Here is an 11,721-nt window from a genome sequence, read left to right on the forward strand (position 1 = left end):
CGACCAGCTCGCTCTCCACGATGACCGCGCTGAGGCCCTCCTTGTGCGCGTAGTCGGCGACGTTCTCGCCGACCGGCCCTGCCCCGATCACGATCAGGTCGTAGGTCTCCGCCACGTCTCCCTCTCCTCCTTCAGCGCCCGGTCCACACCGGGTCGCGCCGTTCCTGGAACGCCGTGAGCGCCTCCGCAGCGTCCGCGGTCGCCGCGAGCGCCGCGAGCTGCGCCGGCAGCGCGGCGAGCACCGGCGCCTCGGCGGCGCGCCGGGCCGCCCGCGCGGAGCGCAGCACCGCCTGCACCGCGAGCGGTGCCTGCGCGGCGATCCGCTGCGCGATCGCGCCGGCCGCGGACAGCTCGGTACCGTCCGGCACCACCTCCTGCACCAGCCCGATCCGCAGCGCCTCCTCGGCGTCGAACCGGTCGGCGGTGAGCATCCAGCGCATCGCGTTGCCCCAGCCCACGGTCGCGGGGAGGCGGGCGGTCGCGCCGCCGAACGGCAGGATCCCGCGGCCGACCTCGATCTGGCCGAACACGGCGGAGTCCGCCGCGACCGCGACGTCGGCCGCCAGGATCAGCTCGATCCCAAGCGTCAGGCAGACGCCGTGCACGGCGACGACGACCGGCTTCGTGCGCTCCGGGCCGGCGAGGCCCCACGGGTCGATCTCGTCGTCCGCGCGGAAGTCGATGGTGCCGCCGGCGAGCGACGGCCCGACGTCGGCGAGGTCGAGGCCCGCCGTGAAGTGCTCGCCCTCCGCGTGCACCACGGCGACGCGCAGCGCGTCGTCGCGCTCGAGCCGCGTGTAGGCGGCGGCCAGCCCGCGCAGCAGCTCGCGGTCGGCGGCGTTGCGCTTCTCGGGCCGGTTCAGCCCGATCCGCAGGATCGCGCCGTCCTGCTCGACCAGCACCCGCTCCGCGTTCGACATCCGGGGCACGGTATCCGGGCGTCGCGGGCGGCTCCTGGGTGCGGGGTCAGCGGCTCCGGGCGCCGGCGGTGAGCGCGCTGAGGATGCGGAGGATCGGCGGCATGTCGCCCGGCACGTCGTCGGCGGAGGCGGGCGCGAACATCGTGATGCCGGCGCCCGCCAGGCGGCGGCCCGAGGACGCGGCGGCGATCGCCGCGGTGACGTCTTCCAGGCTCGCCCCGAACGGCTGCGGGTCGGTGACGCCGCCGAACTCGCCCGGGTCGAGCACGTCGAGGTCGACGTGCAGGTAGACCTCGTCGACGTCGAGCGCGTCGACCGCCGCGCCGAGGCCGTCGGCGAGGGAGTCCGCGTCGACCACCGTGACGCCGGAGGCGCCGACGTACTCCGCCTCCTGGTCATCCATGTTCCTGGTGCCGGCGAGCACGACCCGCGACGGCTCGATCGGGGCGGCCGAGGTCAGCCCCTCGGCCCCGTCGCCGAGCAGCGCGCGCAGCACCATGCCGCAGAACGCCCCGCTCGGGCTCGTCGCCGGGGTGTTCAGGTCGGGGTGCGCGTCGAACCAGACCAGCCCGAGCCGGGAGCCGCGCGCCGCAGCCGCCTGCGACGCGCGCTCGACCGCGCCCAGCTCGACCCCGCAGTCGCCGCCGATCACGACCGGCAGCTCGTCCGCCGGCACGGCGTCGAGCGCGGTCCGGAGGCGCTCGCGCACGGTCGCGACCGCGGAGTAGCGGTGCACGCCGGTGCCGACCGCGTCCCCGGCGCCGAGCGGCACGTCGACGACGATCGTGGCGGCCGATGGCAGGTCGCCGCGGATCGCCTCCGCCCCGTCGATCAGCCGCATCGCCCGCGAGGACGACGAGCCCTGCCACTGGGGCACCACGACGAACCTGGCAGCCATGGCGCGAGCCTAGATCGGTCGCGCGGCCGCCGCGCGGAGCGGGGTCAGCGGCGTGGGCGGGTGTCGCACTCGCGGCAGATCACGCGCGTCGAGTGCGGCGCGATGCCGGCGGGCGTGAGCGCGTAGAACGGCACCTCGTACATGCTGACCCGCTCGCAGCGGTCGCAGGTGCCGCCGGTGCGCTTCGCGTCGCCGTTCGTGATGGTCGCCTTCTGCGCGGGCCGCGTCTCGCAGACGCAGAAGACGCGCTCGCCGACCTGACGGGGTCCGTCGGGCGTCAGCACGAAGAGCGCGACGGTGAAGACGCCCTCCCGGCGGCAGCGGAGGCAGATGGCGTCGACCGGCACGGGGCTGCCGGAGACGACGGCGGTGGTGGTGCGGGGCTCGGCCATGGCTTACGGTCGCCCAGCGGTCGATCCGACCCCGCGCCACACCCGGACTGTTCGCCGTGGGCGAACACATCCGATCACCGGAAGCCGGTGGAGGCGGTCGGCTGCCCGTGCTGGGGTGGCCGGATGGAGCTCGTGGAGTCCGCGGACGGCACCCGCATCGCGGTGGACCGGATCGGGTCCGGCACGCCGGTCGTCATCGTCGGCGGCGCGTTCTCCACCGCCGACGCGGGCGGGCCGCTCGCCGCGGCCCTCGCGGCGGAGGGGCTCGAGGGCGTCACGTTCGACCGCAGGGCGCGGGGACGCAGCGGCGACACCGCGCCGTACGCCACGTTCCGGGAGGCGGAGGACCTGACCGCCGTCATCCGGCACGTCGGCGGGCGGGCCGCGGTGCTGGGGCACTCGTCCGGCGCGGTCCTCGCGCTGTACGCGGCCGCGGAGGGCACGCCGGCCTCGCACCTGTTCCTGTCCGAGCCGCCGTTCCGGTTCGGCGTGGAGGCGGTCGCGCAGGACCTGCCCGACCGCCTCCAGGCGCTGATCGACGCCGGCGCGCCGGAGGACGCGGTGTCGCTGTTCCAGCGCGAGGGCGTCGGGCTGCCGGACGCGGTGGTCGAGCAGATCCGGGCGAGCCCGATGTTCGCCGGGCTCGTACCGCTGGCGCAGTCGGTCGTCTACGACGCCCTGCTGACCGCCGCGGTGGAGACGCCGACCCCCGCGATGCTCGGGGTCGGCGTGCCCGTCACGGTGCTGCGCGGCGAGCCGACGTTCCCGATGCTCGTCGCCGCGGCGGAGCGCCTCGCCGCCGCGATGCCCTCCGCCGAGCTGGTGGTCGTGCCGGAGTCCCACGACCACGGCGTCGACCCCGCTGCGACCGCGCGCCTCGTCGCCGCGCGCCTGGGCTGATCGGTGGTCCCCCGCGCCTCCCGCCCCGGCGTCGCCCTGCTGCTCGGCGGCGTGCTCGTGCTGTTCGTCAGCGTGATCGCGCAGCTGGCGACGACCGACGGCTTCGCGGAGACGCTGTGGGTCGCGGTCTCGGTCGTCGGCGCCTGCGTCGTCGTCGCCGGCGTCGTCGTGCTGCTGCGGCACCACGCGCGGTCCGCGCCGCCGGAGGACTGAGTCGACCGGGGGAACGATCGTCGGGCCTCGGGTGTTGGATCCTTCGTGGGCCGCAGCCAGCGACCCGGATGGAGGAGCAGACCGGATGAGCACGAGCACGCAGTACGGCAAGGACCCCGCGGCGATCGCGAGGCTGACCAGGAACCAGTACGCGGTGACGCAGGAGGCCGCCACCGAGCCGGCCTTCCGGAACCAGTACTGGGACAACCACGACAAGGGCCTCTACGTCGACGTGGTGTCGGGCGAGCCCCTGTTCGCCTCCGCCGACAAGTACGACAGCGGCTGCGGATGGCCCAGCTTCACGCGCCCCGTCCCCGGATCCAGCGTCGTCGAGAAGCAGGACCGCCAGTTCGGGATGCTGCGCACCGAGGTCCGCTCCGGTGCCGCCGACAGCCACCTCGGGCATGTCTTCGACGACGGTCCCGTCGCCGAGGGCGGCCTGCGCTACTGCATCAACTCCGCCGCGCTGCGCTTCGTGCCGGAGAGCGAGTTGGAGGCGCAGGGGTACGGGGAGTACCGCGCGCTGATCGACACGACTGCACCCACTCAGAACGTGAAGGAGTCCTGACCATGACCACGGAGACCGCGATCCTCGCCGGAGGGTGCTTCTGGGGCGCGCAGCAGCTGCTGCGGCGTCGCCCGGGGGTGCTGTCGACCCGCGTCGGCTACTCGGGCGACGAGTCCACGCCGAACGCCACCTACCGCCGGCACGGCGACCACGCCGAGAGCGTCGAGATCGTGTTCGACCCCGACGTGATCCCGTACCGGGACATCCTGGAGTTCTTCTTCCAGATCCACGACCCGTCCACGAGGGACCGGCAGGGCAACGACCGCGGCCGCAGCTACCGGTCCGCGATCTTCTTCACGTCGGAGGAGCAGCAGAAGGTCGCGCTCGACACGATCGCGGACGTCGACGCCTCCGGCCTCTGGCCCGGGAAGGCCGTCACCGAGGTCGAGCCGGCCGGCGCGTTCTGGCAGGCGGAGGAGGAGCACCAGGACTACCTGGAGAAGAACCCCTTCGGCTACACCTGCCACTACGTCCGCCCGGGCTGGAAGCTGCCGCACCGCGCGGAGCAGCCCGCGTAGCGGTGGCGCCGCACCGGCTGTCGCGCGACGACGCGCGGCGCATCGCCGTGCGCGCCCAGCTGCTCGACGCCGACCGACCGGGGGACCCGGTCGAGGTCGCCGAGCAGCTGGGCGCGATCAAGATCGACCCCACGTCGGTGATCGCGCCCTGCGAGCACACGATGCTCTGGGCGCGGCTCGGCTTCCCCTACGAGCCGGGGCAGCTGGCGAAGGCGGTCGAGCGGGACCGGCTGCTGCTCGAGCTGGACGGCGCCTTCCGGCCGATGTCCCTGCTGCCGCACCTGCTCGTCGAGCTGCGCCGCTGGACGGAGCGGGACCGGATCCGCGACTGGGTCGCGGCGAACGCGCGCTTCCGCACCGACGTGCTCGCGCGCCTCCGGGCGGAGGGGCCGCTGCTCGCCGCCGCGATCCCGGACACCGCGGCGGTCGCCCGCCCGAACGACAGCGGCTGGTACAGCGACAACCAGGTGCCGCGGATGCTCGAGGTGCTCGCGCTGCAGGGCGAGGTGGCGGTGTCGCGGCGCGAGGGCCGGAACCGCGTGTGGGACCTCGCGGAGCGTGTGTACCCGGGGGACCTGGCCGACCCGACCCCGGAGGAGGCCCGACGCGCGATGGCCGAGCGCCGCGTCCGCGCCGCGGGCATCGCACGGCACTCGGGCTGGACGCCGGTGCGCGACGCCGGCGAGCCGGTCGAGGTCGAGGGGCTGCAGGGCGTCTGGCGGGTGGACCCGGAGGCGCTCGCCGCGCTGGACGACGACCCGGGCGGGCGGGTCGCGTTCCTGAACCCCTACGACGGGATGCTCGCCGACCGCCGCCGCCTCGACGACCTGTTCGGCTTCCACTACGTGCTCCAGCAGTTCAAGCCGAAGCCCGAACGGCGCTACGGCCTGTTCGCCCACCCGATCCTGCTCGGGGACCGGTTCGCCGGGATGCTCGAGGCCACCGCGGATCGCAAGGCGGGGGTGCTGCACGTCGCCGCCGTGCACGAGTTCCTCCCGTTCGACGAGGAGGAGCGCGAGAGCGTCCGCGCGGAGGTGCTGGAGCTGTCCCGCTGGCTGGGGCTGCCCCTCTCGGACACCAGCGACGTGTGACCCGTCGTGAGGTGGGGAGGATGGGCGGGTGCCGACCGATGCGGATGCCTCCCCGTTCCTGCTCGACGTGGGCGGTGACCCCGGGATCGATCCGCTCGCGCTCGCGGCGAGGGCCGCGGAGGCGGAGGCGCAGGGCTTCGACGGCATCGGTGCTGCCGAGACGCGCCACGACCCGTTCCTCGCCCTGGCGCTCGCCGCCCGCGAGACCACCCGGGTGGGCCTGCTCACGACGATCGCGGTGGCGTTCGCGCGCAGCCCGATGACCGTCGCGCAGAGCGCGTTCGACCTGCAGGCGATCTCCCGCGGCCGGTTCCTGCTCGGGCTCGGGTCGCAGGTGCAGCCCCACATCGAGCGGCGGTTCTCGATGCCGTGGTCGCGGCCGGCGGCGCGGATGGGCGAGTTCGTGCGGGCCGTGCGCGCGATCTGGGCGACCTGGCAGACGGGGGAGCCGCTGCGCTTCCGCGGCGAGTTCTACTCCCACACCCTGATGACGCCGTTCTTCAGCCCGCCGACCCTGCCCTCGGGGCCGCCGCCGATCTGGCTCGCCGCGGTCGGCCGGCGGATGACGGAGGTCGCCGGCGAGGTGGCCGACGGCCTGCACGCGCACAGCTTCACGACGCACCGGTACCTGACCGAGGTGAGCCTCCCGGCCCTGCGCCGCGGCGCCGACGCCGCCGGGCGGGACGCGTCCGCCCTCGGGGTCGCGCTGCCGTCGCTGATCGCCGTGGGCGACGACCCGGCGGCGCTCGACGCCGCGCTCGCCGCGACGCGCGGCCAGATCGCCTTCTACGGCAGCACGCCCGCCTACCTCCCGGTGCTCGCCGCGCACGGCTGGGAGGACCTGCACGAGCGCCTGCACCAGGCGTCCCGCAGCGGCGAGTGGGCGGCGATGGCAGCGATGGTCCCCGACGAGGTCGTCGAGGCGTTCGCGGTCGTCGGGTCGGGGGCGGAGGTCGCCCGCGGGCTGCGCGAGCGCTGGGGCGGCGTCGTCACCCGGCTGTCGTTCAGCGCCGGGTACCCGATCGCGCCCGGCACCACGGCCGCGCTGCTCGCCGGGCTGCGCGGCTGAGACGGATCGGGCACGATCGGCGGGTGCATGAGGGCTTCGTCATCCCGCTCTGGGCGGATCTCACGGCCGTGGGGCTCGGCGGCGTGCAGGGCGCGCTGTTCGCCTCCGGCTTCCGCGGGCAGCGGCGGCTCGACCTGCTCGGCGTCGTCGTGATCGGGACGATCGTCGGGCTGGGCGGCGGGCTGATCCGCGACCTGCTGCTCGGCCTGCAGCCCGCGAGCCTCACGAGCGACTGGTACCTGCCGACCGCGGCGCTCGCGGCCCTGGCCGGCATGCTCATCGCGCCGCCCCTGCAGCGGCTGGGCGGCGTCATCGTCGGCCTCGACGCCGTGGTGATCGGCATGTTCGGGGCGTTCGGCACGAGCAAGGCGCTCGTGCTCGGGCTGCCGGTCGTGCCCGCCGTGTTCGTCGGCGTGTGCGCGGCGGTCGGCGGCGGCGTGCTGCGCGACGTGATCATGGGGCTGCCCGTCGCCGTGATGCACGTGGGCTCGCTCTACGCCGTCGCGGCCGCTGGCGGCTCCGCGGTCCTCGTCGTGCTGCACCTGATCGGCCTGCCGGTGCCCGTCGCCGCGGTCGTCGGCATCGCCGTGACCTGCGTCGTGCGGCTGCTCGCGGTGGTCTTCGACGTGTCCCTGCCGGAGCAGCGGAACCTGCACCGCCGTCGGGTGGCGGCCGAGACCGGCGCCGTCCCCGTCGTCCGGTCCCGCTGACGCCGTGGTCGAGCCGCGCCCGGACCGTGGCGGCTGGGTGGACATGGGATCCGTCCAGCGGCTCGCCGACCGCGTCGCGCGCAGCACCGCGGCCGTCCCGGACGAGCACTGGCGCGACGCGGTCCGGCCGGTCCTCGCGCGACACTGGCCGCTCGCCGACCACGACTGGCACCGCCGCAGGCAGCGGTCGGTGGCCGGCGGCGAGCGGGAGGAGACCGACCATCAGCTCACCCGCTACGCGCTGCTGCCGGACGGGCGACTCGTGCGCGCGACGACCTGGCGGTCGGAGGCGCGCGAGCCCGACGGGGCGGTGCGGGCGGAGCCCTGGCAGGGGGAGGTGCGCTCCCTCGCGGCCCGCGACATCCGGGTGCTCGACCAGCGCACGAGGTCCGACGCCGACCGCGGCGCGCCCGGGACCTGGGGCACGCAGCCGACCGGCGAGTCCGCGGTCCCGTGGCCCGGCGCGGGCATCGAGCGGCTCCTGAAAGCGCTGCTCGCCTGATCCCGCGGAGGCGTCAGCCGACCCCTCCGCGCAGCGCGGCGAACAGCCGGTCCAGCCGCTCGCGGTGATCGGCGGCGGCCTCGTCGCCCGGCACGCCGGCGAGCCGCTGCCGCGCCGTCTCGACCAGGACCGCGCCGTACCCGGCGACCAGGAACGCGGCGAGCAGGGTCGGGTCGCCCCCTTGAGCCCTTCAGCAGGAAGAACCGAGCTCATCGGCAGGAAGAATTCACTTCGGCAGGAAGAAGTGGGCCGGTTCTTCCTGCCGAACGGGATTCTTCCCGCTCAAGTGCTCGCGGCGGGGACGGGTGCGAGCGGGGGGGGGGGGGCGTCATCCGCCGTCACATCCGTGGCGCGGCCGGAGCCTCCCTCCTACGCTCGCCGCAGCACCCGTCGACCGGGTGCGCAGCGACAGCCGAGCCCGGCACCCGCTGACGGCGCCGCACGACCGCGGGCCGTCGTCCGTGCGGAGGGGAGGGCGGGAGCGATGCCGGGCACCAGCCACTCGTTCGAGCTGTACCCGCCGCGCACCGCGCGCTCCGCGGCCGCGCTGCCCGCAGCGCTGGAGGCGCTCGCCGCCACCGGGCCCGAGTACTTCTCCGTCACCTACGGCGCCTCCGGCTCGTCGACGGAGGCGTCGTTCGACCTCGTGCGCCAGGTCGCCGACCGCACGGACGTCGACGTCATGGCCCACCTCACCTGCTCGTGCGCCTCCGTCGCGGGCACGGCGCAGCTGGTGCGCCGCCTGCTCGACGCCGGCGCCTCCCGCTTCCTCGCGGTCCGCGGCGACCCGGTCGAGGGCGCGACCGCCGGCGGCCTGCGCTCGGCCGCGGAGCTCGTGCAGCTGATCCACCGCGTGCAGGCCGAGCGGGCCACCTGGGGCAGGCGCCTGCCGGGGCCCGCGGGCGTCGGAGGCACCGGGCCGTCGCGCGCCCGGGTGGCGGTCGCCGCGTTCGTCAACGGGCACCCCGACTCCCGGGGCCGCACCGACCACCTCGACGCGCTGCTCGCGAAGCAGATCGCCGGCGCCGACCTGGCGATCACCCAGCTGTTCTTCCACCCCGAGGACTACGCCGCGTTCGTCGATCGCGCGCGCCGCTGGGGCATCACGATCCCGATCGTGCCGGGGGTCCTGCCGGTCACGAGCCCCGCGCGCCTGACGCGGATGCTCGAGCTGTCCGGCGAGGACGAGCCGAACGACCTCGCGATCGCCCTCGAGGTCGAGCCGACCGACGAGGGCCGGCACGAGATCGGCGTCGCGCACGCCGCCCGCTTCGCGCAGGCGCTGCTCGACGCCGGCGCCCCCGCGCTGCACCTCTACACCTTCAACCGCGCCGACGCGGTCGTCGCCGTGCTCGAACGGCTCGGCCTCGCACCCGCCCCCATCAAGGAGACGACATGACCGACTTCCCGACCGCCACGGTCCTCGGCTACCCGCGCATCGGCCGCCGCCGCGAGCTGAAGCACGCCGTGGAGGCGTACTGGGCCGGCCGCATCGACGCGGACGAGCTCGAGCGGCGCGCCGCGCAGACCCGCAGCGCGGTGAGGCAGCGGCTCGTCGCGCTGGGACTGGACGGGACCGCCTCCGCCGTCCCGGACTCCTTCAGCCTCTACGACCACGTGCTCGACACGGCGCTCGCCGTGGGCGTCGTGCCGGCGCGGTTCGGCGACCTCGACCCCGCCGCGCTCAACACGCTGTTCACGCTCGCGCGTGGCACCGCCGAGCAGCCGCCCCTCGAGATGACGAAGTGGTTCGACTCGAACTACCACTACCTCGTGCCCGAGATCGGGGCGTCGACGCCGTTCCGGGCCGCGCCCGGCCGACTCGCGGCCCAGGTCCGCGAGGCCGCCGCGGAGGGGGTGACCGTGCGGCCCGTGCTCGTCGGGCCGGTCACCCTGCTCGCGCTCAGCAAGGACCCGGCGGGTGCGGTGCGGCCGCTCGACCGGCTCGACGACCTGCTGCCGGTGTACGCCGAGGTGCTGTCCGCGCTGCGCTCCGCCGGCGCCGAGTGGGTGCAGCTGGACGAGCCGGCGCTCGTCACCGACGCCGGCGCGGTGCCGCAGCAGGACCTCGCCGACGCGGCCGCGCGCGCCTACCGCGTGCTCGGGGCGGCGGCCGACCGGCCGTCGATCCTCGTCGCGGCGACCTGGGGCACGGTCGGGCCGGCCCCGTTCGGCGCGCTGGCCACGAGCCCGGTCGAGGCGATCGCGATCGACCTCGTCCGCGGCGCCGCCCCCGTCGACCTCGCCGCCGACGTCCGCGCGGGGCTGGCGGCGAAGACGCTCGTCGCCGGAGCGGTCGACGGCCGCAACATCTGGCGCGCCGACCTGACCGCCGCGCTCGGTCGCGTCGAGTCGGTCGCCGGGCTCGCGGGCCGAGTCGCCGTGAGCACGGCGACCTCCCTCCTCCACGTGCCGCACGACGTCGACGACGAGCCCGACCTGCCGGCGGCGCTGCGCGACCACCTCGCCTTCGCCGACCAGAAGGTGCGGGAGGTCGCGGTGCTCGCCCGAGGCGCGGTGGAGGGACGGGAGGCGGTCGCCGACGACCTGGCGCGTTCGGACCGGGCGGTGACGGCGTGGGCCGCGGTGCCCGGCGTCCGCGTGCCGGCGGTCCGCGAGCGCGCGGCGGCGGTCGCCGCGGACGACCGCCGACGTGCGCCGTACGCCGAGCGGGTCGACGCGCAGCGCGGGCTCGGCCTGCCGCCGCTGCCGACCACGACCATCGGGTCGTTCCCGCAGACCGCGGACATCCGCCGCCTCCGCAGCCGCCTGGTGAAGGGCGAGCTGACGGGGGAGGAGTACGAGGCCGCGATCCGGGACGAGATCGCCCGCGTGATCGACCTGCAGGAGCAGCTGGGGCTCGACGTGCTGGTGCACGGCGAGCCGGAGCGGAACGACATGGTGCAGTACTTCGCGGAGGCGCTCGACGGCTTCGCGACGACCGTGCACGGCTGGGTCCAGTCGTACGGGTCGCGCTGCACGCGCCCGTCGATCCTGTGGGGCGACGTGAGCCGCCCCGAGCCGATCACCCTCCGGTGGTCGACCTTCGCGCAGAGCCGCACGGCGCGGCCGGTCAAGGGCATGCTGACCGGGCCGGTGACGATCCTCGCCTGGTCCTTCGTCCGCGACGACCAGCCGCTCGGCGACACCGCCGACCAGGTCGCGCTGGCCCTCCGCGACGAGGTCGCGGACCTTGAGGAGGCGGGCATCCACATCGTGCAGGTCGACGAGCCGGCGCTGCGCGAGCTGCTGCCGCTGCAGCGGGCGGCGCAGCCCGCCTACCTCGACTGGTCGGTCGGCGCGTTCCGGCTCGCCACGGCCGGCGCTGCGCCGGGCACCCAGGTGCACACCCACCTCTGCTACTCCGAGTTCGCGGAGGTCATCGACGCGATCGACGGCCTGGACGCGGACGTCACGAGCATCGAGGCGAGCCGCAGCCGGATGGAGGTGGTCGAGGCCGTGCGCGCGGCCGACTTCGCGCGGGGCATCGGGCCCGGCGTGTGGGACATCCACTCGCCGCGCGTGCCGGGCGCCGAGGAGGTGGCGGCGGCGCTCGACGCCGCGCTCGCCGCGATCCCGGCCGAGCGCCTGTGGGTCAACCCGGACTGCGGGCTGAAGACCCGCGGCTACGAGGAGACGGTGGCGTCCCTCCGCAACCTCGTCGCCGCGACGCGGGCGGCCCGGGAGCGGATCCCGGCCCCCGCGCGCTGACCCTGCCTCCGGCTCCCTCCCTCCGCCGAGCGCTCGCGCAGGGCCTGAGCGATCCAGCAGGACGATTCGAGCGCTTCAGCAGGACAGAACGGCTCGAGCAGGACGAGCGGAGCGATCCAGCAGGACTATCCGAGCGCTTGAGCAGGACAGAACGCGTTGAGCAGGACGAGATCGCGTAGCACGTCCCGTGGTTTGTGGAGGGTGGCCCTGTCCTCTCTGTGTCAGGCCG

Annotated in this window: 13 protein-coding genes; 10 read left to right on the plus strand and 3 right to left on the minus strand. The window is 75.4% G+C overall.

All coding sequences use genetic code 11. The features are described 5' to 3' along the window. Nucleotides 1-131: 131 nt before the first annotated feature. From ACFE60_RS13655 to ACFE60_RS13665, 3 genes are read right to left on the minus strand one after another with little or no spacing between them, the layout of a single operon-like run. Nucleotides 132-920, minus strand: a complete 789-nt coding sequence (locus tag ACFE60_RS13655) for a crotonase/enoyl-CoA hydratase family protein (protein ID WP_375389411.1) — start codon at nucleotides 918-920, stop codon at nucleotides 132-134. A 46-nt stretch (nucleotides 921-966) separates the two neighbouring features. Next, complete coding sequence (locus tag ACFE60_RS13660) at nucleotides 967-1,818, minus strand: arginase family protein (protein WP_375389412.1); 852 nt, start codon at nucleotides 1,816-1,818, stop codon at nucleotides 967-969. Nucleotides 1,819-1,862: 44 nt separating this feature from the next. Further along, nucleotides 1,863-2,210: a hypothetical protein gene (locus ACFE60_RS13665; RefSeq protein ID WP_375389413.1), complete on the minus strand. Its 348-nt coding sequence runs from the start codon at nucleotides 2,208-2,210 to the stop codon at nucleotides 1,863-1,865. A 123-nt stretch (nucleotides 2,211-2,333) separates the two neighbouring features. Between ACFE60_RS13665 and ACFE60_RS13670 the strand changes: the two genes are divergently transcribed. The 10 genes from ACFE60_RS13670 (at nucleotide 2,334) to metE (ending at nucleotide 11,492) form a co-directional block, all read left to right on the plus strand. Further along, nucleotides 2,334-3,110: an alpha/beta fold hydrolase gene (locus ACFE60_RS13670; RefSeq protein ID WP_375389414.1), complete on the plus strand. Its 777-nt coding sequence runs from the start codon at nucleotides 2,334-2,336 to the stop codon at nucleotides 3,108-3,110. Nucleotides 3,111-3,113: 3 nt separating this feature from the next. Further along, nucleotides 3,114-3,323 carry a hypothetical protein gene (locus ACFE60_RS13675; RefSeq protein WP_375389415.1) on the plus strand — a complete coding sequence of 70 codons (210 nt, stop codon included), beginning with the start codon at nucleotides 3,114-3,116 and terminating at the stop codon, nucleotides 3,321-3,323. Between the two features lie 85 nt (nucleotides 3,324-3,408). Continuing rightward, nucleotides 3,409-3,891 carry a peptide-methionine (R)-S-oxide reductase MsrB gene (msrB, locus tag ACFE60_RS13680; protein WP_375389416.1) on the plus strand — a complete coding sequence of 161 codons (483 nt, stop codon included), beginning with the start codon at nucleotides 3,409-3,411 and terminating at the stop codon, nucleotides 3,889-3,891. Nucleotides 3,892-3,893: 2 nt separating this feature from the next. Next, nucleotides 3,894-4,409: a peptide-methionine (S)-S-oxide reductase MsrA gene (gene msrA, locus ACFE60_RS13685; RefSeq protein WP_375389417.1), complete on the plus strand. Its 516-nt coding sequence runs from the start codon at nucleotides 3,894-3,896 to the stop codon at nucleotides 4,407-4,409. Between the two features lie 2 nt (nucleotides 4,410-4,411). After that, nucleotides 4,412-5,500 carry a DNA glycosylase AlkZ-like family protein gene (locus tag ACFE60_RS13690; protein WP_375389418.1) on the plus strand — a complete coding sequence of 363 codons (1,089 nt, stop codon included), beginning with the start codon at nucleotides 4,412-4,414 and terminating at the stop codon, nucleotides 5,498-5,500. 28 nt (nucleotides 5,501-5,528) lie between these two features. After that, the gene (locus ACFE60_RS13695) at nucleotides 5,529-6,569 is read left to right on the plus strand and encodes a TIGR03617 family F420-dependent LLM class oxidoreductase (protein ID WP_375389419.1); all 1,041 of its coding nucleotides are present in this window, start codon (nucleotides 5,529-5,531) and stop codon (nucleotides 6,567-6,569) included. 23 nt (nucleotides 6,570-6,592) lie between these two features. Then, the gene (locus tag ACFE60_RS13700) at nucleotides 6,593-7,279 is read left to right on the plus strand and encodes a trimeric intracellular cation channel family protein (RefSeq protein ID WP_375389420.1); all 687 of its coding nucleotides are present in this window, start codon (nucleotides 6,593-6,595) and stop codon (nucleotides 7,277-7,279) included. Between the two features lie 43 nt (nucleotides 7,280-7,322). Beyond that, nucleotides 7,323-7,781 (plus strand): hypothetical protein, encoded by a 459-nt coding sequence (locus ACFE60_RS13705; protein WP_375389421.1) that lies wholly within the window; start codon nucleotides 7,323-7,325, stop codon nucleotides 7,779-7,781. A 484-nt stretch (nucleotides 7,782-8,265) separates the two neighbouring features. Beyond that, nucleotides 8,266-9,180 carry a methylenetetrahydrofolate reductase gene (locus tag ACFE60_RS13710; RefSeq protein ID WP_375389422.1) on the plus strand — a complete coding sequence of 305 codons (915 nt, stop codon included), beginning with the start codon at nucleotides 8,266-8,268 and terminating at the stop codon, nucleotides 9,178-9,180. After that, a complete protein-coding gene (gene metE / locus ACFE60_RS13715) occupies nucleotides 9,177-11,492 on the plus strand; it encodes a 5-methyltetrahydropteroyltriglutamate--homocysteine S-methyltransferase (protein ID WP_375389423.1) in 2,316 nt (771 codons plus the stop codon). Before ACFE60_RS13710 ends, metE begins: the two co-directional genes overlap by 4 nt. Nucleotides 11,493-11,721: the final 229 nt, after the last annotated feature.

The sequence above is a fragment of the uncultured Amnibacterium sp. genome (genome assembly GCF_964245895.1).
Classification (GTDB): domain Bacteria; phylum Actinomycetota; class Actinomycetes; order Actinomycetales; family Microbacteriaceae; genus Amnibacterium.

Excerpts from the sequence above, each read along its gene's own strand:
- ACFE60_RS13655 (WP_375389411.1), bottom strand. The coding sequence starts at position 920 with ATGTCGAACGCGGAGCGGGTGCTGGTCGAGCAGGACGGCGCGATCCTG.
- ACFE60_RS13660 (WP_375389412.1), bottom strand. The coding sequence starts at position 1,818 with ATGGCTGCCAGGTTCGTCGTGGTGCCCCAGTGGCAGGGCTCGTCGTCC.
- ACFE60_RS13665 (WP_375389413.1), bottom strand. The coding sequence starts at position 2,210 with ATGGCCGAGCCCCGCACCACCACCGCCGTCGTCTCCGGCAGCCCCGTG.
- ACFE60_RS13670 (WP_375389414.1), top strand. The coding sequence starts at position 2,334 with ATGGAGCTCGTGGAGTCCGCGGACGGCACCCGCATCGCGGTGGACCGG.
- msrB (WP_375389416.1), top strand. The coding sequence starts at position 3,409 with ATGAGCACGAGCACGCAGTACGGCAAGGACCCCGCGGCGATCGCGAGG.
- msrA (WP_375389417.1), top strand. The coding sequence starts at position 3,894 with ATGACCACGGAGACCGCGATCCTCGCCGGAGGGTGCTTCTGGGGCGCG.
- ACFE60_RS13705 (WP_375389421.1), top strand. The coding sequence starts at position 7,323 with ATGGGATCCGTCCAGCGGCTCGCCGACCGCGTCGCGCGCAGCACCGCG.
- ACFE60_RS13710 (WP_375389422.1), top strand. The coding sequence starts at position 8,266 with ATGCCGGGCACCAGCCACTCGTTCGAGCTGTACCCGCCGCGCACCGCG.
- metE (WP_375389423.1), top strand. The coding sequence starts at position 9,177 with ATGACCGACTTCCCGACCGCCACGGTCCTCGGCTACCCGCGCATCGGC.